Consider the following 20,227-nt stretch of genomic DNA (forward strand, 5'->3'; position numbering starts at 1 on the left):
GTTTTGTATTTATACAACGTGTATTGAACTAATATATTGTATACATAAACATATTAGAATAAGAGTAAAATAATAGTATACAAAAAAGACCACTCTTTCGAGTGGTCTCATATTGTTTAGAAGGAGTAGCCTACACCGGCATGCAAGCCTTTTGCAGTTTTGTCATTACTGTCTACGCTATATTTATCATAGCCATAGTATACATTCAAATCAACATCAGGACGAACTTCATATTGTGCGCCAACTTGATAAGTTTGCTTAATGTCATTACCCCAACCGGCTTTTGCAAAACCGTTAACCTTATTAGCCAAAGGTACATGACCGATAACACCTGCTTGAACACCAAACTCGGTGTCATGAGTACGAATAGCAGTACCCGCACCATATAGATTAATGTTTGGATGTACTTTATAAACTAAAGCCAATTGATGATCTTTAATGTCACCATTTTTAGCATTAAGTTTATCATAAGAATATTGCAATGCAGTTTTATCGCTCAAATCATGTTGTAAGGATATGCCAAAGCCGTCATTGCTATTGCCGCCACCTTTAGACACATGTTGTTTGAACGCATAATCAGCTTGAACCTTAGTAGATCCATCACTAATTTTAGTTACAGGAACAGCTGATGCAAATGCACTACCTGTTACGACAGTTGCCGCTAGAGTTAATAATACTAATTTTTTCATACGTACCTCCTATACACACACTTCTCGTGTGTCTTACTAAGTTACCGTTAGTTATAACAGATGTTATATAATATACACCCGTAAAATTAGCGTTTCATGAATACAGGAATATCCGGAATTCCGCTGTTACTATTTGTACTGGATGCCGGACGGGATGTGGTCGTTGTTTTACCGAATTCAGGTACATTCTTAGTATTTGAATTAAACCCGGTTGCCACAACAGTAATTTGAACTGTATCGCCCAAGCTTTCATCGATAACGGAACCGAAGATAATATTTGCATCGGGATCCGCTGCTTCAGAAATAATTTCGGCAGCTTCATTGATTTCAAACAAACTCAAATTAGCACTACCGGAGATATTGAGCAAGATGCCCTTTGCACCATCGATAGATGTTTCCAATAACGGGCTGTTAATTGCCATTTTCGCAGCATCGGCAGCACGGTTTTCACCTTCACCAACACCGATCCCCATCAATGCTTCCCCTTGTTCGGTCATAATAGTTTTTACATCGGCAAAGTCAAGATTGATCAATCCAGGAACTTGAATCAAGTCGGAAATGCCCTTGATACCTTGGCGAAGTACATCATCAGCTGTACGGAATGCATCGCTTAAGGAGCATTTTTTATCTACAACTTGCAACAATTTATCATTAGGAATAACGATAATAGTATCTACTTTTTGAGTCAAGAATTCAATGCCTTTTTCCGCTTGTGCACGACGGCGTTTACCTTCAAAAGCGAACGGTTTAGTAACGACGCCTACTGTCAATGCACCGATTTCTTTAGCACATTCAGCAACGATCGGTGCAGCACCTGTACCTGTACCACCGCCCATGCCGGCAGTTACGAATACCATATCAGCACCTTCAAGCGCTTTAATGATATCTTCACGGCTTTCCTGTGCAGCTTCCTCACCGATTTGAGGATTTGCACCGGCACCTAGACCTTTAGTTACTTTTTCACCAATTTGAATTGTCACATCCGCCTTAGATAATTCAAGCACTTGGCTTTCTGTGTTAGCGGACAAGAACTGTACACCTTTAAGATCGCTATCTACCATGCGATTAACAGCATTATTACCGCCGCCACCTACACCGATAACTTTAATATTTGCAAAATCAGACATTGAACTTCCTCCTCTTATCGTTATTTATTGTATCAATATAAATTCCAAGTTTATTGATGAATATACTGATTAAATTATAACAATTACATTTATTTTACACTATAATTTAAAAACTTTCCACTACTACATAGAGACGGATTAAGTTAAAAACGTTTTGTCATAATATTCTTACGAATAGCGCCAATATTAACGAAAACGCGCAACCCAAATCCGATGAGCGCCACATAGTACAGATTGATTCCTATGAGATCGCCAATATACACCAAGATAACGGCTATGACTACATTAGAAAAGAACCCCGATATAAAATTTCTCAAATCAAATATTCTTTCTAATGCGGCACGACTGCCTCCAAATACGGCATCCAGCGCCGCAAGAACCGCTACCGATGTATAGTTCGCATAGCTCGACGGAATGTGTAACGGAGCTACCCATCCCAGAAGCGAACCTAGTAATAAGCCGAGAATGGCAAAGATGTAAATATTCATTCTTTACCTCCTAACTCATTGGGCATCATGTGTTCTTCCCTAAATGTGCCTGTAAAAGCGGGTACAGCCACGGAATCCTCTTGTTTAATAGTGACCTTAATCCCCCAATGTTTCAAAGAGTCAACCACGCCTCCGCGCATAGTCAATGCAGAATTTAACGTTTTAGGATCTCCGATGGCCTTAACCACAAAAGGGGCACCGAATACTTTACCGTTTACGGTAATAGTAGGTCCGGAGCAGCGAATTTCAGATGTCCCGATGAGTCGTTGATCATTAATGGCGATAGCTTCCGCTCCGCCCGCACGCAACTCATTAACGATACGCAAAATATCTTCATCATGAATAACGTACAGATTTGGATTTTCTCCCCCTTGAATAGGCTTTGAACTATCCTCGATCAACACGCTCACTCCGGGGCCTTTCACATTCGTCAGCGCCGCTTTCATCATCAGCTGTTCATCCGCTTTAGCATCGCCGCCGGCACCGGATTTCTTTAAAGTTTCGATATGTTTTAACAGAGCGTCCCGCTCTTGTTGTGCTTCTTTCAACTGTACCGCCAAATCACCGGCACGTTGCAATCGAATATTTTCTTCAATATTATCTTGAGTCATTTTATATTGGCTCACCACCATAAAGCCCAATATAAAGCTGACTATGGCAATTGCCCAACGTTCGTGTCTCACGGAAATCATCTACCTTTTATTTTCAACATGACCTTGATTATCTTTCTTTGCATCATCTGTTTTTGTATCGTCTTTCTTTATATCATCTTTCTTAGTAGATGAAGCATCCTTGGTCGTTGCCCCGTTATGATATGGTTTTCCTTCAGGCATAACATCGGTTTTGATATACGGCGATGAAATATTTACATCAATGTATTGAACATTGCCGTTCGTCTTTTTAATGTCCTGTAACATCGACTGTGTGAGTTCCGCTTTTTGGGCCAAATCCTTGCCATCACCTATGCGAATCTGTATACCGGATACCGTATAGGCCATGATGGATTCAGGATCACCTATATTGATTTCCGCAATATTTTTAAATGTGCTCTCATCAAGTGCGTTAAGATATTCAATGGCCGATAAAATCGGCTGATCCACCACGGTATCACCGAGTAATATATTTCCCGCTTTCACCCCGGAAATCATAGGGACCGAAGTATCTTCGATAGCACTTTCCGAAGCGATGACCTGACCTTTCGCATCTAATGTCAAGTATCCGAACTGAGCCGGTATGACGGCCACAGCCTTCCTTTCTACAATGCGAACAACCATGGTAAAAGGCAACTCATAACTCACTTGTGCCTCCTCCACGCGGAGGTCCTTGGATAAACGGGATTTCAATTTTTCCGTACTGATCTGTAAAATATTGACGGGTTCACGAATATCCCCGGCCACCATCACATCTTGTACGGTCACCTTATCGGATCCGATAATTTTTAATGATCCGAAAGGAATAGGTAGCGTAAACAATGCCACCAACACGAGAATAAGTACACCACCGATTTTTAACACTCGTTTTCTAAATACAGCCCGTTCATCACGAGCGGGTGCAGCAGAATACATCTCCCCAGAGTTGGATGGATGTTTATGATTATCATCCATAAAAAACTCCTTACATTCTATTCAACTCTTAAAATTTCCCCAAACCGGCCGTTAACAGAATCTTTTCACATAATGTGGGAAAATCCATTCCCATTTCTTTAGCCGCTTTTGGTACCAGGGATGTCGACGTCATTCCCGGTATCGTATTATATTCCAGAACATATAAATTGTCATCATGATCCGTCATGATATCAACACGGATAGCGCCGCTCCCTTGTACTTCCCGATATACTCGTTCCCCAATGCTCTGCATCGCAGCCGTCATATCATCGCTGATCGGTGCAGGTACGAGATAATCTGTAGCGCCGGCCGTATACTTACTTTCATAATCATATTCACCGGAATGCGGACGAATTTCAATGACCGGTAAAGCTTGACCATCCAGGATGGAAACGGTGAATTCACGTCCGTCCAGGAACTGTTCTACCACGAGGATTGGGTCATACTTAAGCGCTTCCGTTACGGCATCCGCCAACTGAGTTTCATCACGAACAATGGTAACACCGATACTTGAACCTTGCGTTGCAGATTTTACTACTACAGGGATGGTGAAAGTCTCACGAATATGTTGAATAATGGCTTTATCTGACTCAATGTTACCATTATACGATTCAAAAGTCGCGGTCGGAATACCGGCCCCTTTAAATACATCCTTGCTGACTTTTTTATTCATACCCACCGCATGAGCCATGATGCCGGATCCGGTATACGGGATTTCAGCCATTTCCAATAACCCCTGTAACGCTCCATCCTCACCGTAACGGCCATGAATCGCATTAAATACGATTTCACCGCCTAATGACTCAATGTCTTGTAACAATGTACGCGGGTTCAACTCCAAGGTTTTAGCTTTATAGCCTTTACTAACAAGAGCCTCCGCAATAGCGGCACCTGTACGTCTGGACACATCCGCTTCCTTTGAAGGTCCGCCCATCAATACGATTATCTGTTTATCTTTCATCATAAACCTTCTTCCAATAGCGCTAATAACTTCGGTCCATATTGATTAATGGAGCCGGCACCCATGGTGATGACCAAATCATTAGGTCGCACAATTTTCGCCAACACGGCCGGCATATCGTCAACGGACGGTACATAATGTACAACCTTATGTGTAGCAGCTTCAACGGCATCAGGAATGGTGCGTCCGTCAATTCCCGCAATCGGATCTTCACCGGAGCTGTAAATATCTGTCATATAGATTTCATCAGCACTTGTAAAGGCTGTGGCAAATTCATCCTTCAACAAGCTTGTACGAGAATACCGATGAGGTTGAAATACACAGATGACACGATGTTTTTCAAGCTCTTTTGCCGCTTTTAAGGTCGCTTTAATTTCTGTGGGGTGATGAGCATAATCATCGACAACCCACACGCCGGCAACATGACCTTTCGTTTCAAAACGTCGTTTTGCACCGATAAATTTAGACAGCCCTTTTATAATAAAGCGATTCTCTACACCGCAACATTCATGGGCTACAATAAAGGCCGCCAATGAATTCAGTACATTATGTTCTCCAGGCACGCGCAAGCCGATACGACTGATATTAATGCCCTTATGATACACATCATATACCAATGAAGAATCTACATAATGGATATTCTTAGCCACATAATCGTTGGATTCATCAAAACCGTAAGTGATAAAATTGCGTTTCACCTGATTCATGACATAGCGAATATTTTCATTATCCCCACACACGACAGCCGTGCCGTTAGTAGGTAGCGTTTCTACAAATTTACAAAATGCTTTAAGCAGATTATCCATTGTCTTGTAATGATCCATGTGATCATCCTCAATATTGGTAATCACAACGGTATGAGGGCGCAATTTCAGGAATGATCCGTCGCTTTCATCCGCCTCAACGACGGAAAAACGCCCTTTGCCTAAGCAACTGCTGCCTTTAAGATAATCTACTTCACCGCCGATAATAACCGTAGGATCAGCACCAGACTCTACCAGAATTTGACCGATCATGGACGTAGTCGATGTTTTACCGTGAGCACCGGCTACGGCAATACCGTCGGTAACATCCAGTACGGCTTTTACAATATCGGAACGATGCAAAATAGGGATATTCTGTTCCTTGGCTGCCACAATTTCCGGGTTATCCTCACGAATAGCAGTAGAGCGAACCACCGCATCCGCACCGTTAACATATGATTTATCATGACCGATATGAACGGTAGCACCCATATTTTTAAACTTTGTAATAACTGCGGACTCCGCCACATCCGAACCGGATACGTCAAAGCCCTTTTGAATCAAAATATTCGCTATAGCACGCATACCAGATCCACCGATACCGATGAGGTGAATCTTATGAATACCGTCTAACATAAAACCTCTCCTTATCACTTAGCAATCGACAATGCCAATTTTGCAATATCATGAGCTGCATTCGGTTTCCCCAACTGCAAAGCTCGCTTCCCCATTTGTGCCAATAGATCTCGATTAGCCATAAACATTTCAATTTCCCCAATTAAATCATGAGAACGCAACATCTTATCCACAATCATATGAGCAGCCCCTTCTTGGACAAAAATGCGCGCATTATATGTCTGATGATCCTCCGCCGCATACGGATACGGCACCAGTACGGAAGGAATACCGCGTACGGCGAGTTCCGCCAATCCGATAGCACCGGCCCGGAATACCGCTAAATCAGCAGCAGCCAACGCCTTCGGCATATCATGTAAATACGGTAAAATCAGTGAAGATTCACCCAAACCGTTTCCATCCGTAATCCCCAATTGAGATAAAACGGATTTGTACTCACCATTCCCCGTAATATGAATTAGCTTGATACCTTCTTGCCCTTTAAAATGTTTATGTACTTCTATCATGGCATTATTAATGGTACGTGCACCACGGGAACCGCCGGCGATAAGAACTGTAAAAGTATCGTCATCTAAACCAAAATGCTTTCGTCCGTCTTCTCTCATATCCACCAATACATCCGGTCTCACAGGATTTCCCGTATAGACGATCCGTTTAGCTTTTGCAAATGATGGCCCCGCATCCTTATATCCCATCGCTACGACATCCACAAAGCGACTTAATATTTTATTGGTAATTCCTGCAATGACATTCTGTTCCTGAATAAGAGTAGGAATCTTACGCAATGCTGCGGCCATCAAAATAGGGCCGCATACATAACCGCCGGTACCGATAACCACATCCGGTTTGAATCGGGAAATAATACAATGTGCTTTCACAAGAGATAATACGGTTTTTCCCAAGGTCACAAGCATACCTAAGGATAAACGCCTCTGCAAACCCTGCACCGGCAAGGTGGTGAACTCAATACCTTCTTTAGGTACTAACGTCGCTTCCAAACCTTTTTCAGTCCCCACATATAAAACCTGTGCATCAGGACATTGTTTCATAATCTCCTTATATATAGTAATCGCCGGATATATATGTCCGCCGGTTCCACCACCTGAAATAATGATGCGTTTCATTAATGGTGTCCTCCCTCTTCCAACATCTGAACACACCTTTTAAAATCGTCTCCACGCTCTTCAAAACAACTGTACCAATCAAAACTGGCACACGCCGGTGATAGTAACACGATATCGCCGTCACCCGCCAATTCATAGGCCTGACGTACCGCATCTTTCATGGAGTCTGCGCGATATATATGCGCCACACCGGCATCTTTAGCGGCCGCTTCAAAGCGCTCCGCCGCTGCGCCCATGAAAATAACGGACTTTGTCCGTTTCTTAACGAGCTCCATAAAATCCTCTAACGATGTCATTTTATCATGCCCACCGGCCAGTAAGATCACAGGTTGTTCAAAAGATTCTAACGCCTTCACAACAGAATCTACATTGGTCGCTTTTGAGTCATTATAAAAAGTCACGCCGGAAATGGTTTTCACACGTTCCAGGCGATGCTCCACACCATGAAAATTGCTGACAACACCACAAATACTATCCGCAGACATGCCCAACGCATATGTTAAAGCGATAACGGCCAAAATGTTTTCAATATTATGGCTCCCAGGAATATGGATATCCTCTGTACCTATTACCGCCACAGGGGTACCATCCGATACGGCATAACAGCAACCATCAGCGTAATACGCACCATTTTTAACCGGCTTTTGTTGGCTGATTTCAAGAATATGACTCGATGCTCTTTCAGTCATATTAGCTACAACGGGATCATCTACATTCAGCACGAGAAAATCGGAACTGATTTGATTTTCAAAAATGCGTTCCTTTGCTGCGATGTATTTTTCCATCGTCTTGTGACGAGCCAAATGATCCGGTGTAATGTTGAGCACAATAGCCCCTAACGGTCTAAAGTGCTTAACTGTTTCCAACTGATAACTGGACAATTCCGCCACCAAATAACCGCTGGCCGGCATAGAGTAGGCCACCTCACTAAGCGAGTCGCCTATATTTCCGCCCACCTTTACGGGTTTCCCCGTTTTCTCAAGCACTCTTGTCAATAATGTAGTGGTCGTCGTCTTACCGTTCGTACCTGTTACAGCCACAATAGGTGATTTGGAAACTTCATAAGCAACTTCAACCTCGCTTATCACATCGATGCGGCGCTTTTCCGCCGCTTTCACGATGGGAATGTCCAAGGAAATTCCCGGAGATATAACGATAACATCCACTCCGTCGAGGAGGGATTCATCTTGATGCCCCGTAATGATAGTGACACCGGCAGCAACCAAACGCTCTTCATCACATTGCGGCAGTGCAACCGGCTTATAATCATTCAATACCACATGAGCACCTAACTGAGCCAGTACCCAGGAGGCGCCTATACCGCTGGCACCGGCACCGAGCACAAGTATCTGTTTATCTCCATATTCCATCTATATCACCCAAATTAATAACAAATATAATATTCTTATCTTATAAGCATACCATTATTTATCGCTTCCGTTAAGTATTTCCCTTATAAATAGCCATAAATTTATTATGAATATTATAGATCCGACTACACGTTCTGAAAGTTAACCTAAACACATATAACAATAATTTAATTATAATGTAACAGTCGCCAATGCTACACCGATAACCGCAAGGAGTGCCCCGCCGAACCAGAATCTGTTTACCACGGTTTGTTCCGGCCAGCCCGATAATTCAAAATGGTGATGTATAGGACTCATCTTGAACACTCGCACACCACGTGTTTTAAAAGAAATAACTTGAATAATAACGGATAACGCTTCCATTACAAAAATACCGCCGATAATAATAAGCAGCAACTCTGTTTTAGTTAAAATCGCCATAGCCGCAAATGCTCCGCCTAGAGCTAAAGAGCCGGTATCCCCCATAAATACCTTCGCAGGATTCACATTATATACGAGAAAACCAAGGCAAACGGCCGCTACTATAGCGCCAAAATAAGCCACACTTTCAGCAACCATAGAATTAGTCGTAGACGTCACGATAAGGCCGATAACAGAAAATGCAATAGCCGCAACCGCAGAAGTCCCGCTGGCCAAACCGTCAAGACCATCCGTCAAATTTACCGCATTGGTAGCTCCGATAATAATGATGAACGCCAATACATAATAAGCCCACCCCATTTGGATGTGAAGATCCGCCACAGGAATCCACAAAGTGGTAGGCACCACCATAATCTCCGTAATGCAATAGCAGAATACGGCTGCTAATACGAATTGACCCAATAATTTTTGTTTAGCCGTCAAACCGAGATTACGTTTTTTCACAGCTTTTACAAAATCATCAAAAAAGCCGAGCAAAGCATGTCCTAATGTTAAAAACAAGAGCATTCCCGTTCCTACGTTCCACGGCGCAAAAATAGCCACACCGATAACGAGAGCGACCATCATAAAGGCACCGCCCATTGTAGGAGTACCGGCCTTAGCCTGATGACTTTCCGGCCCCTCTTCACGGATACTTTGCTGCGCATGTAACGAACGCAACATAGGAATAGCAATTTTACCGAGTATCACGGTAATTACAAAGGTTATTATAAATGCCAGTAAAATATCATAAATCATATACATCCCCTACTTATTAATAAAAGGATAATACGGCTAGACTCGGCTAGCCGTTATTTATTATTCCCGTTCCTTTAATTCCTCAACAACACGTTCCATGCGAAGTCCGCGAGAGCCCTTCACGAGGATTACGTCCCCTTTTTCCCGAATATCTTCATATAAGTTGGCCATTTCTAGATGACTCTTGCAACGATAGGTAATCAATCCCGCTTTTTTAGCCTCTTTCGCAATAAAAGTCGCTGCGTCGCCAAAGGTAAATACAACGCTGTAGCCCTCTTCAGCGAGCAATTTTCCGATATTGCGATGCTCTTCCTCCGTGAAATCACCCAATTCCAGCATATCGCCGAGCATGGCAATCTTGCGTTTACCTTCCAACTGTCCCAAAGCCTTAATAGCTTCAGCCATAGATGAAGGATTGGCATTATACGCATCATTCAAAATGACAATATCCGGAAACGATACGATTTCCTGACGCATCGGTGTGCCCGTAAATTCACCTAAGCCTTTACGAATCGTGTTGGATTTAATCCCCAATGCGCGACCGGCCACAATTGCCGCCAACGCATCATAAACATTATGTACACCGATCATGGGAAGAAATATATCGAACACCTCGTCATAACACTTGCAGGTGAACTTGATACCGTCTTTTTTATATTGCAGATGACTGCCGATGCAGGTAGCATTACTTTCAATACCGTAGGTAATCGTCTTCCCCTTAGCCAATGAATCCATCGCTTTTACATACGGGTCATCTTCATTGAGAACGGCTATGCTGTCCTCAGGCAGACAGCGAATTAATTCACTCTTAGCTTCGGCAATGGCCTCGCGAGAACCCAACAGTTCAATATGACTCGTACCGACATTGGTAATAATTCCCATGGTAGGCTCCGCAATGAGTGCCAATTCTTCAATCTGACCAAGTCCGCGCATGCCCATTTCAACGACACAGGCTTCATGTTCCGCTGTCAAACGCAACAACGTTTTCGGCAAACCGATTTCATTATTAAAGTTTTTTTCTGTTTTCAATACATTAAATTCCGTACTTAAAACAGCAGCCACCATTTCCTTTGTCGTAGTCTTACCGGAGGATCCCGTAATCGCCACGACAGGAATATCGAATCGACGGCGATGATATCGAGCTAACTGTTGATATGCAGTCAATGTATTATCCACTTCAATACAAACGATACCGTCAACAGTACGGCCCTTTTCCACGACAGCACCAGTAGCGCCCTTTTCAATAGCGTTCCCGATAAAATCATGACCGTCAAAGGTATCACCCTTCAAAGCGACAAACAAAAAGCCAGCTTCAATGGTACGTGTATCCGTAGATACATCTGAAAATGTAATCGTTTTTGTATGTGTACTCGTCCCGCCTGTTGCTTCCAAAACTTGAGACAATGTAAACTTTGCCATATTAGATCTCCTTAAGAGCGGCTCGCGCTTCTTCACGATCATCAAAATGAATCGTCTTATCCTTTAGAATTTGATAATTTTCATGACCTTTACCGGCGATTAATACAATATCACCCGGCTTTGCACTGCGAATAGCATGCTGAATCGCCTCTCTACGATCAACTATAACTTCATAATGAGCACCTTCACGAAGGCCTTCTTTAACGCCTACCTCTACATCCTTCACAATCTGTACGGGATCTTCGGTGCGCGGATTATCGGATGTCACATATACTACATCACCGTATTGTGCTGCAATACGGCCCATAATAGGACGCTTTGTAGCATCGCGGTCACCACCGCAACCAAACACGACGATGATGCGATTTTCCTGAATCGCTTTTGCGGTTTGCAAGATGTTCTCTAAACCATCCGGTGTATGTGCATAATCCACCACAACCGCAAACGGTTGTCCTTCCTCGATGAGTTCAAAACGGCCCGGAACGGCGCTGAATGTTTTAAGGGCTTTATCAATGTCATCCATGGAAATACCTTCCAATAAACATGCACCCATAGCCGCCAATGTATTATATACATTAAATAAACCGGTCGTATTCATAGCCACCGTAAATTCATGTCCATCATAAGACACCTTATAGCGACTCGATTTCGGTGTCATTTCCACATCATGAGCATTTAATGTGCCTTTTCCATCAATACTATAGGTAATTGTGGGAGCCTTTGTTTTTTCTATTACGCGATGACCATATTCATCATCGATATTGATAACGGCACCTTTGCCGCGTTTCTTCTGATTACTTTCACTAACCTGCTCAAACAGTTTACATTTTGCAGCCAGATAATTTTCAAATGTTTTGTGAAAGTCCAAATGATCCTGCGTTAAATTAGTAAATATCGCTGTATCAAATTCAACGCCGGCTACACGTCCGAGAGCCAGTGCGTGAGAAGAAACCTCCATCACGCAATGCGTAACCCCTTCCATCACCATTTGATGTAAAATATGCTGTAAATCCACCACATCAGGTGTCGTATTATGAATCGGATACGACGTGTCACCGATCATGATATGTACGGTACCGATAACACCCACCTTGTGGCCTTGAGATTTCAAAATATGACGAATCATATGCGTCGTCGTCGTCTTACCGTTAGTACCCGTAACGCCGATCATACGCATCGAATCAGCAGGATAATCAAAAAAGTACGGTACGCAAGCCATCATTGCCTGACGCGTGTCATCAACGGTAATAACACATATATCATCACTCACTGAAACGGATTTCGATACAAGAACAGCTATTGCACCTGATGCGACGGCTTTATCGATATAATTATGACCATCAACAGTGGCCCCATCAAGAGCGATAAACAGACTACCTTCTTTTACGGCACGAGAATCAGCCGTAATATCATTGATAGTTACAGATGTATTACCCGCTACATGAGCCGTAGGTAATGTCGTTAATATATCTTGTAATCGTTTCATTTATACTCTCCTTTACACGCAAAGGAAAGCAGCCCGTATGAGCTGCTTTGCCTGCTAGTCTATAATTTGCTGTTTCTCTTGCACATTACGTTCGGTAACAGTGCTTTTTGTACTGTAAACAAAAGAGTCAGGCAAAACCATCCCTAGTTCTTCCTCCGCAATTTGTTGGATACGAACAGGAGATTTTAAGGAAGCTACCTCTACATCTAGTGTATCATTGTCTTTTGTCAATTGTACTACAGCCTGTTGTGTTTTAACCACTTCATAGCCCAATTTTGTGCTGTAAGCATTCATAACCATAATAATCAATAAGAAACCTACCAACACAGCAACAGCTCGTACAACTTGTTTCATCATAGGACTCAAATCAAGAGCCACACTTGTGGTGCGCTTTCCCCCTTGTGCAACAACCAACACATCACTTTTAATTTGCCCTGCAACGGCCTTTCTCGCTAACATAAATACTCTAACCCCTTCCAATACTACAACTTGACAGCGATGCGCAATTTTGCGCTTCTCGCTCTCGGATTTAACTCAATCTCCCCTATACTAGGCTCTATAGCCTTATTTTTTGCTTTTACAACAGCCTTGTGATTGCATGTGCACACAGGTAATTCCGGAGGACATATGCAGGCTGTACTCAATTCTCTGAAAGTTTGTTTTGTAATGCGATCTTCTAAAGAGTGAAATGTAATAACCCCAATTTTTCCTTGTGGTTTTAACATACTTACAGCGTCTACAAAACTATCATGTAAAATGGCTAATTCTCTATTCACTTCAATACGAATGGCTTGAAATGTGCGTTTCGCCGGATGTGGTCCGTCTTGACGCGCCTTCGCCGGAATCGCCTGTTTTATGATTTTTACTAATTCACCTGTAGTGGTAATACGTTTTTCCTGGCGAGCCGCAACGATAAATTCAACAATGCGCTTCGCCCAACGTTCTTCACCATAATCGCGTATGATTCGCAATAATTCCGATGCATCATAATCGTTAATAATATCCTCCGCCGTCAACGGTGAAGTCTTATCCATACGCATATCTAAAGGCCCATCGTTCATATACGAAAAGCCCCGTTCAGGTGTATCCAACTGATAACTGGATACGCCAAGATCAAAAATAAAACCATCTACTTCGTAAATCCCCTGTTCCTGTAGGGCATTTTTTAAATTTGAAAAATTAGTAGGAATCGTCAAAACCCGACAGGTAAGATCCGACAAGCGCTCTCTAGCAACCTTTAAAGCATCCTCGTCCTGATCCAGTCCGATAATCATGCCTTCCGGCGCCAACATCTCGCCCACCGCATGGGCATGGCCTGCGCCGCCCAATGTGCAATCCACATAGACACCTGCAGGATTAGTTACGACGGCATCAACGGTTTCACGTAATAATACGCTGGTATGATTAAATTCCATAACAGCCTCCTATAACATGATCCCTTCAAGACCTTCCGCTAACTCTTCCATACTTTCAGCTACTTGCTCATCATAATAATCGTATTTTTCACGACTCCAGATTTCGACGTGATCCCCGGCTCCGACAATAACAGCTTGTTTATCTAAACTCGCATATTCTCGTAACGGTACGGGAATAAGAACACGACCTTGCTTATCATATTCAAGCTCTGCCGCACTGCCGAAAACGAACCGTTTTAAAGCACGTACGCTAGCTTTAGTGGAGGATTGTGATTGTAGTGCCATGGAAATCTTATCCCATGCTTCTTGTGTGTAAATAGCTAAGCAGTTATCAAGGCCCTTTGTAACAATACAAAGTTCCCCTAATTGTTCACGTATTTTAGCAGGTATAATCATCCGCCCTTTTGTATCAATGGTGTGATTATATTCGCCTATGAACATGCTTATCACCGCCTAACACTTCCTTATCCACCACTATATGGTAAATTCTACCACAATTCCCCACCTTCCACAACAAAAAATCTGTTTTTTTACCACTTTTTTTGATTTTTCTACTTTAAACTCCATTTATCTCCATTTTTCTTAAATACATATGTTCGATTTTAACAATAAAAAAAGAAACCTCCATCAATGTAATCAATACATCAATGGAGGCTTTACCTCTAACATTCTATTATACTTATATTCTATTTAATACTATATTAGAATATATTAGAATTTAGATTCGATTGCACCTTGAAGATCGCCTTTTGGCAAGAATCCGATTTTACGGTCCACCACTTCGCCATCTTTCAAAATTACAAATGTAGGCAACACTTCAACTTGCAAGGAACGTGCCAATTCAGGTTCTTCATCGGCATTAACCTTTACAAAGTTTGCTTTACCTTGTAATTCACCGGCGATTTCTTCAATAATCGGCATCATACGTATGCAATATCCGCACCATGGAGCCCAGAAATCAATAACGGTCACGCCGCCTTGGTTTACTAAATCTTGATACTCAGCAGTTTTTAATTCTTTTAATTCGCTCATTGTACCCTCCTACGGTAATTGAACTAATACGCAATCCTGAATGACATGCAATCCCAATACTTTCGCCTTTTCAACAACAGACGGTTTATCTGCACCGGGTTGCAACCATACGGTAGAGATTCCCAATCGATGACACTCATCTAATGCAGCCAGGCCTACAGCCTCAGGAACTACAAAATCCACTACGGCCGGCACGACCGGTAATGCAGAAAGATTTGGATAACATGTATCTCCATCGATTTCGGTAATATTGGGATTAACTGGATATACTTCATATCCGTGATCTTTAAGACATTTGTAAATTTTATATCCGAACTTATCGGTCTTATGAGTGGCTCCGATAACGGCCCACACATTTTGCTTTAAAGCTGTTTCAATTGTCATTTGATCACCTCTTATATATCATTATAATAGAATATCGAACATTGTCAATATATTATATCGAATTTTATGATATAACTTTTATAATCTTATAATTCTTCACTATATACGCTCAACCAACACAATCTACGACAACAGTCTTCCTGCATAATGCAGATATATCCAAGTCAATATTGAGCAGCTGCTTTAACGATATTTTGCGAGATGGTAACGATGTCTCTGACAAAAGTCCACATTGCACAACAAGTTCTCCCAGTATGCGTTCAGGAGACCATTCCTGCTGGCGCAATTCGCGAACGGTAATACTTTTCTGTCGCTTAGATAAACGATACCCATCCTTATCAATTAATAAAGGAGCATGTCCATAAGAAGGAATCACGATAGGAGATGTATCATATGCCATATCAGAAGTTTTAAGATTATCCGATCGTATACCAAAGTGTTGTACTAATTCTTTGAAATCAAATTGATAGGACTCTTTCAATGTTTTATATAAATATAATTGTTGCCCCGTTGTATCCAATAAATCATCACCGCGAATAACTTCTGATATTCCCATGGCAATATCATCGAGAACAACGGCCAAATTATACGCATACATGCCATCGCCTCGACGCAACACATAATCATCCAGTTCACCAACTAGACGGATGTTTTGAGATCCTTGCCAAAGATCCATAAAATGCATTTCACAGTTATCCACGGCAAGCCGTAAGGACGGTTCCTTCTCAGCTCGCAATAAGTCTATTTTCTCAGAGCTAAGATAACGACAATACCCATCATAACGATGAACGGCTTCATCTAAATGAGGTGCCGAAGCGATAGATTGCAACCGTGTACGATTACAAAAACACGGATAGACTCGCCGGTCCAAGGATAACCGGTCTAAAACTGCAGCGTAATACCCTTGACGTTCGCTCTGCCAGTAGGATGATAAGGGACCGCCTACACGGGGACCTTCATCCCAATCAAACCCGAGCCATTCCAAATCATCGAGAAGAACCTCACCCAATTCACGCTTCGACCGCTGTAGATCAATATCCTCCATGCGCACCACATATGTCCCCTGTTGCTGTCTCGTCGATATATACGACAAAAGGGCGATCCACACGTTACCCAGGTGGATATACCCTGTTGGGCTCGGTGCAAATCGTCCCTTCATGTTAAACTCCTATATCTGTTTAATACATTTAATAAGTCTTTTTATCCCAAGGATATAATATGGTCAAAAATAGCCCCTGCATCCTTTATCTTTTGCTCGTTACCCATGGTACAAATATGGTTATCCTTTAATACAGGTTCTACCACATCGGCCAAAGCTACAATATCCTCCGGTTGACATGCTATAACTTGTTTGCGGAATTCCACTTTATCCTCGAGTTTTGCACCGCTAAAGTACATACCCATTGCGCGAGGGCCGCGCAATGCCGGTGTCATCGGCAAATCCAAGGCGCTCATAGTACCAATAATATATTTACGCATTTCTCGATCCGTCAATGTGAAATGGCGAAGATAATCCGGCAATTCCTTATATACATTCAATGTTTCCACCAAATTAGGATCACGATAACTGCAGAAAATCATATTGCCATCATCGTAGAAATTGGCAAATGCACCATATGCGCCACCTTGTACGCGAATGCGAATCCAAAGGTATTCATAGCGCAAAATGGTCTCCAACACACTCATAGGCCCGATATGCTTAAAACCATGATCGATAAAGTTACCGCCCTGAGCCACGTATTGAACCTTTCCGGCCGTGACGATCCCTTCATTGCCTTCAGCACGCTTGATTTGCAATGTATTATTAGGCAACGCTTCCGTACTCCACATCATTAACAACGGCTCCATAAGGTTTTTAAAGGTATCCAATTCACTGTCTTTACCGACAAACATGATATCCACATTATTTGCACGGAAGATTTTTCTGGCAACATCAGCCAATTTTTCAGGCAATAACGGTAAAGCAGCAGGATTTGATGCAAGCTCACTAATCTTTCGATAATATCCGAGATTTCCGTCATCACGGAATTTACCGACCGCAGACACCTGAGCCATAACGCGTTGACTCACAATCGAGTTACCTCTGCGGAATGCTTCATTATCCCAAATAGATTTACTTTCCTGAACGAGTTCCGTCAATCGACCTTCATTACTGTAATCCGCGTATTGCACGACTTCATTGATGAGACGACATAAATCCAATAATTTGGAATTCAATGCTTTACTACGAACAATCATGAGCGGTACAAATTCATCGCGTTTACCATCCTTGCTTATAGCCGTGATATCGGAACTCAAGCCGCCAAGGTTCAAATTGATGTCATTTGCCAATTCTTTATAGGAACGATATTTCGTATCTATGCGACCGATAATGTCACTCAAAATATCTGCATAGAACAGCTCTTCCTCAGTGAGGCAGCTCAAGTTGAAATAGAACGCCACATAATTGATTCCCTTTGTGAAAGTAGGCACAAAATGAACCGTAGTGGACCCGATTTTACTTTCATAACGTTCAACAGCTTCCATTTCAGGTGTTAAGTCAGATAATTCAAGGAGAGGAATAGAAGCTAGCGCTTCATCACTATCCGGAGTTTCCTGACGTATTTTTAGGCGTTTCGTCTGTTCAACGATACCTTCAATTTCGGCCTTACCCATATTGTCTTTCACATTAGCCAAATATTCCTTAACTTCGGCGTCCTTTCGTTCCTGTAAACCTCGTTCCGGATAGATGGACACCAATGCTTTATGCTGATTATCCAGAATGGAGCGACGGATCAAGTCCTCAAAATATGAGCCCCGTAAACCGTGACGAATATTAGCTAACGCCTCTTCATAGTGCAGCAATTTAATCGGATCCTGATCATAAAGCCAATTATCCATCATGCGAATGATATAGGCCAGACCGATTGGACGTCCGCCGAAGTCGCCTTCACGAAGGGCAAACTCAATGCTGTTAAGAGAGGCTTCCAACAATTCCTTATCGATTCCTTTATCGCATAATTCCTGTAGTGTGGACTCCACAATACGTTGCAATTCAGCCTGCTTACTCATATCGGAACCCGATGCCTGAATTGTCCAGATGGGCTGACGAATACTGTCCAAGTAATAACCGCTCACGTCAGATCCGATACCTGCTTTCACCAAAGCCTGTTTCAACGGAGCCGCAGGAGATGTCAATAGAGCATGCGTCAAAATTTCAAAGGCGAGGCTCTGCTCAGGGGTTACGGACGGCAATACATACGCATAGGAATGCAGCGTACGGTTATCCGTAAATTCATCGGAACCTACACTGTACGGATAACTGACAACCTTTCCCTCCTTGAACGGAGTTTGCAGAGTAACCTCAGTATGAATATCGATGGCATCGAAATGACTCAAGTATTCATCATTCAAAAACCGTAACTGGTCCTCAATGTTCATTTCGCCGTACAGGAAGATATAACTGTTTGACGGATGATAATGAACATTGTAAAAATTCTGGAATTCTTCATACGTCAAATCCGTAATATGATCAGGATCTCCGCCGGAGTCCACCCCATATGTCGTGTCAGGGAAGAGTTCACGCATCATCTGCCGTTCAAGAACGGAATCAGGAGATGAGTAAACACCTTTCATTTCATTGAACACGACCCCTTTATACGTCAGCTCATCATCTGCATGATCAAGCTCATAATGCCAGCCTTCCTGCATGACGATTTCCGCATCTTCACGAACGCGGGGATAAAATACCGCATCTAGGTACACATCCATCAAATTCCGAAAATCCTTATCGTTCTTGCTCGCCACAGGATACATGGTCTTATCCGGATAGGTCATAGCGTTCAAAAAGGTATTTAACGACCCTTTCACAAGTTCTACAAAAGGCTCTTTTAACGGAAACTTACGGGATCCACAAAGTACGGAGTGTTCCATGATATGAGCTACGCCCGTACTGTTGTGCGGTGTAGTTCTGAATGCAATATTAAATACTTTATTTGAATCTGGAGAATCGATATAAATCAAACGAGCCCCTGATTTTTCATGTTTCATTTCATAAGCGGTACCATTAATCTCCTCGATACGCTCAATACGATTAAGGCGAAAGCCAGAATAAACTTTATTTACCTCCATGCCATCCCTTCTTTCTATATACATATAATTAATTATCTCAATATATTATTATATCACGACACGACATCTAAATATACAGGACAAGAATCACTATCAAATATATGCTGTATATAAAACACCCTACGGATACATCGTCTTAGACGAGGCACCATAGGGTGTAAACTTATTTATTATGTTGCATCTGCCACTTATTATTGCGACGCAAGGTTAACAGACCTTCCAAGACAGCTTCAAATTGTACGAAACTCAATGTATACGGCGCATACATATCCGGAACAACCTTATAAGTTATGGTCACTTCCGATTTATCATAATCGTAAAATATACCATGCAGATTGCTCATCGTCGTATATCCCGTCTGAGCCTGCTCCAAGGTGGGAATCGGCTGATTTTTCAAGTTACCGAGCAAATCGCTGATAAAGCCTTCCTTTCGACCTTGATCATTGAGCATTTCATCCATAAAACTACCGAGACTATCCAT

General features: G+C 42.4%; 20 protein-coding genes. All 20 read right to left on the minus strand.

Annotated elements, in window-relative coordinates; all coding sequences use genetic code 11:
- Positions 1 to 116 precede the first annotated feature (116 nt).
- The gene (locus VEHSUH05_RS07925; protein ID WP_105091248.1) at positions 117 to 689 is read right to left on the minus strand and encodes an outer membrane beta-barrel protein; all 573 of its coding nucleotides are present in this window, start codon (positions 687 to 689) and stop codon (positions 117 to 119) included.
- Between the two features lie 86 nt (positions 690 to 775).
- Entirely contained in the window at positions 776 to 1,816 is a 1,041-nt protein-coding gene (gene ftsZ / locus VEHSUH05_RS07930) for a cell division protein FtsZ (RefSeq protein ID WP_038115423.1), read from the minus strand.
- Positions 1,817 to 1,959: 143 nt separating this feature from the next.
- Entirely contained in the window at positions 1,960 to 2,304 is a 345-nt protein-coding gene (locus VEHSUH05_RS07935; RefSeq protein ID WP_105091249.1) for a small basic family protein, read from the minus strand.
- Entirely contained in the window at positions 2,301 to 2,996 is a 696-nt protein-coding gene (locus VEHSUH05_RS07940) for a DUF881 domain-containing protein (RefSeq protein WP_038115430.1), read from the minus strand. The genes VEHSUH05_RS07935 and VEHSUH05_RS07940 overlap by 4 nt, the downstream gene beginning before the upstream one ends.
- Positions 2,997 to 3,908: a cell division protein FtsQ/DivIB gene (locus tag VEHSUH05_RS07945; protein WP_105091250.1), complete on the minus strand. Its 912-nt coding sequence runs from the start codon at positions 3,906 to 3,908 to the stop codon at positions 2,997 to 2,999.
- 28 nt (positions 3,909 to 3,936) lie between these two features.
- Complete coding sequence (locus VEHSUH05_RS07950; RefSeq protein ID WP_105091251.1) at positions 3,937 to 4,869, minus strand: D-alanine--D-alanine ligase family protein; 933 nt, start codon at positions 4,867 to 4,869, stop codon at positions 3,937 to 3,939.
- A complete protein-coding gene (murC, locus tag VEHSUH05_RS07955; RefSeq protein ID WP_105091252.1) occupies positions 4,869 to 6,248 on the minus strand; it encodes a UDP-N-acetylmuramate--L-alanine ligase in 1,380 nt (459 codons plus the stop codon). Before murC ends, VEHSUH05_RS07950 begins: the two co-directional genes overlap by 1 nt.
- A 14-nt stretch (positions 6,249 to 6,262) precedes the next feature.
- Positions 6,263 to 7,372: an undecaprenyldiphospho-muramoylpentapeptide beta-N-acetylglucosaminyltransferase gene (murG, locus tag VEHSUH05_RS07960; RefSeq protein WP_105091253.1), complete on the minus strand. Its 1,110-nt coding sequence runs from the start codon at positions 7,370 to 7,372 to the stop codon at positions 6,263 to 6,265.
- On the minus strand, positions 7,372 to 8,742 hold the full coding sequence (gene murD, locus VEHSUH05_RS07965; protein ID WP_105091254.1) for a UDP-N-acetylmuramoyl-L-alanine--D-glutamate ligase: 1,371 nt from the start codon (positions 8,740 to 8,742) through the stop codon (positions 7,372 to 7,374). Before murD ends, murG begins: the two co-directional genes overlap by 1 nt.
- Positions 8,743 to 8,913: 171 nt before the next feature.
- A complete protein-coding gene (mraY, locus tag VEHSUH05_RS07970; RefSeq protein ID WP_105091255.1) occupies positions 8,914 to 9,900 on the minus strand; it encodes a phospho-N-acetylmuramoyl-pentapeptide-transferase in 987 nt (328 codons plus the stop codon).
- A gap of 60 nt (positions 9,901 to 9,960) precedes the next feature.
- Positions 9,961 to 11,319, minus strand: a complete 1,359-nt coding sequence (locus VEHSUH05_RS07975) for a UDP-N-acetylmuramoyl-tripeptide--D-alanyl-D-alanine ligase (protein ID WP_105091256.1) — start codon at positions 11,317 to 11,319, stop codon at positions 9,961 to 9,963.
- Position 11,320: 1 nt separating this feature from the next.
- Positions 11,321 to 12,805 (minus strand): UDP-N-acetylmuramoyl-L-alanyl-D-glutamate--2,6-diaminopimelate ligase, encoded by a 1,485-nt coding sequence (locus VEHSUH05_RS07980; RefSeq protein WP_105091257.1) that lies wholly within the window; start codon positions 12,803 to 12,805, stop codon positions 11,321 to 11,323.
- Between the two features lie 54 nt (positions 12,806 to 12,859).
- A complete protein-coding gene (gene ftsL, locus VEHSUH05_RS07985; protein ID WP_038115456.1) occupies positions 12,860 to 13,264 on the minus strand; it encodes a cell division protein FtsL in 405 nt (134 codons plus the stop codon).
- 23 nt (positions 13,265 to 13,287) lie between these two features.
- Positions 13,288 to 14,220: a 16S rRNA (cytosine(1402)-N(4))-methyltransferase RsmH gene (gene rsmH / locus VEHSUH05_RS07990; RefSeq protein WP_105091258.1), complete on the minus strand. Its 933-nt coding sequence runs from the start codon at positions 14,218 to 14,220 to the stop codon at positions 13,288 to 13,290.
- A gap of 9 nt (positions 14,221 to 14,229) precedes the next feature.
- Positions 14,230 to 14,661 carry a division/cell wall cluster transcriptional repressor MraZ gene (gene mraZ, locus VEHSUH05_RS07995; protein WP_095066130.1) on the minus strand — a complete coding sequence of 144 codons (432 nt, stop codon included), beginning with the start codon at positions 14,659 to 14,661 and terminating at the stop codon, positions 14,230 to 14,232.
- 270 nt (positions 14,662 to 14,931) lie between these two features.
- Positions 14,932 to 15,252 carry a thioredoxin gene (trxA, locus tag VEHSUH05_RS08000; RefSeq protein WP_038115462.1) on the minus strand — a complete coding sequence of 107 codons (321 nt, stop codon included), beginning with the start codon at positions 15,250 to 15,252 and terminating at the stop codon, positions 14,932 to 14,934.
- Between the two features lie 9 nt (positions 15,253 to 15,261).
- Positions 15,262 to 15,636 (minus strand): CoA-binding protein, encoded by a 375-nt coding sequence (locus tag VEHSUH05_RS08005; RefSeq protein ID WP_038115463.1) that lies wholly within the window; start codon positions 15,634 to 15,636, stop codon positions 15,262 to 15,264.
- Positions 15,637 to 15,745: 109 nt separating this feature from the next.
- Positions 15,746 to 16,795, minus strand: a complete 1,050-nt coding sequence (locus VEHSUH05_RS08010; RefSeq protein WP_105091259.1) for a glutamate--tRNA ligase family protein — start codon at positions 16,793 to 16,795, stop codon at positions 15,746 to 15,748.
- A 41-nt stretch (positions 16,796 to 16,836) separates the two neighbouring features.
- Complete coding sequence (locus VEHSUH05_RS08015; RefSeq protein ID WP_105091260.1) at positions 16,837 to 19,746, minus strand: insulinase family protein; 2,910 nt, start codon at positions 19,744 to 19,746, stop codon at positions 16,837 to 16,839.
- Positions 19,747 to 19,909: 163 nt separating this feature from the next.
- On the minus strand, positions 19,910 to 20,227 hold the full coding sequence (locus tag VEHSUH05_RS08020; protein ID WP_054673655.1) for a hypothetical protein: 318 nt from the start codon (positions 20,225 to 20,227) through the stop codon (positions 19,910 to 19,912).

The organism is Veillonella denticariosi JCM 15641, assembly GCF_002959855.1.
GTDB classification, from domain to species: domain Bacteria; phylum Bacillota; class Negativicutes; order Veillonellales; family Veillonellaceae; genus Veillonella; species Veillonella denticariosi.

Bases quoted from the DNA above. Each gene is read 5' to 3' on its own strand.
- VEHSUH05_RS07925 (WP_105091248.1), bottom strand. From the start codon at position 689: ATGAAAAAATTAGTATTATTAACTCTAGCGGCAACTGTCGTAACAGGT.
- ftsZ (WP_038115423.1), bottom strand. From the start codon at position 1,816: ATGTCTGATTTTGCAAATATTAAAGTTATCGGTGTAGGTGGCGGCGGT.
- VEHSUH05_RS07935 (WP_105091249.1), bottom strand. From the start codon at position 2,304: ATGAATATTTACATCTTTGCCATTCTCGGCTTATTACTAGGTTCGCTT.
- VEHSUH05_RS07940 (WP_038115430.1), bottom strand. From the start codon at position 2,996: ATGATTTCCGTGAGACACGAACGTTGGGCAATTGCCATAGTCAGCTTT.
- VEHSUH05_RS07945 (WP_105091250.1), bottom strand. From the start codon at position 3,908: ATGGATGATAATCATAAACATCCATCCAACTCTGGGGAGATGTATTCT.
- VEHSUH05_RS07950 (WP_105091251.1), bottom strand. From the start codon at position 4,869: ATGAAAGATAAACAGATAATCGTATTGATGGGCGGACCTTCAAAGGAA.
- murC (WP_105091252.1), bottom strand. From the start codon at position 6,248: ATGTTAGACGGTATTCATAAGATTCACCTCATCGGTATCGGTGGATCT.
- murG (WP_105091253.1), bottom strand. From the start codon at position 7,372: ATGAAACGCATCATTATTTCAGGTGGTGGAACCGGCGGACATATATAT.
- murD (WP_105091254.1), bottom strand. From the start codon at position 8,742: ATGGAATATGGAGATAAACAGATACTTGTGCTCGGTGCCGGTGCCAGC.
- mraY (WP_105091255.1), bottom strand. From the start codon at position 9,900: ATGATTTATGATATTTTACTGGCATTTATAATAACCTTTGTAATTACC.
- VEHSUH05_RS07975 (WP_105091256.1), bottom strand. From the start codon at position 11,319: ATGGCAAAGTTTACATTGTCTCAAGTTTTGGAAGCAACAGGCGGGACG.
- VEHSUH05_RS07980 (WP_105091257.1), bottom strand. From the start codon at position 12,805: ATGAAACGATTACAAGATATATTAACGACATTACCTACGGCTCATGTA.
- ftsL (WP_038115456.1), bottom strand. From the start codon at position 13,264: ATGTTAGCGAGAAAGGCCGTTGCAGGGCAAATTAAAAGTGATGTGTTG.
- rsmH (WP_105091258.1), bottom strand. From the start codon at position 14,220: ATGGAATTTAATCATACCAGCGTATTATTACGTGAAACCGTTGATGCC.
- mraZ (WP_095066130.1), bottom strand. From the start codon at position 14,661: ATGTTCATAGGCGAATATAATCACACCATTGATACAAAAGGGCGGATG.
- trxA (WP_038115462.1), bottom strand. From the start codon at position 15,252: ATGAGCGAATTAAAAGAATTAAAAACTGCTGAGTATCAAGATTTAGTA.
- VEHSUH05_RS08005 (WP_038115463.1), bottom strand. From the start codon at position 15,636: ATGACAATTGAAACAGCTTTAAAGCAAAATGTGTGGGCCGTTATCGGA.
- VEHSUH05_RS08010 (WP_105091259.1), bottom strand. From the start codon at position 16,795: ATGAAGGGACGATTTGCACCGAGCCCAACAGGGTATATCCACCTGGGT.
- VEHSUH05_RS08015 (WP_105091260.1), bottom strand. From the start codon at position 19,746: ATGGAGGTAAATAAAGTTTATTCTGGCTTTCGCCTTAATCGTATTGAG.
- VEHSUH05_RS08020 (WP_054673655.1), bottom strand. From the start codon at position 20,227: ATGGATAGTCTCGGTAGTTTTATGGATGAAATGCTCAATGATCAAGGT.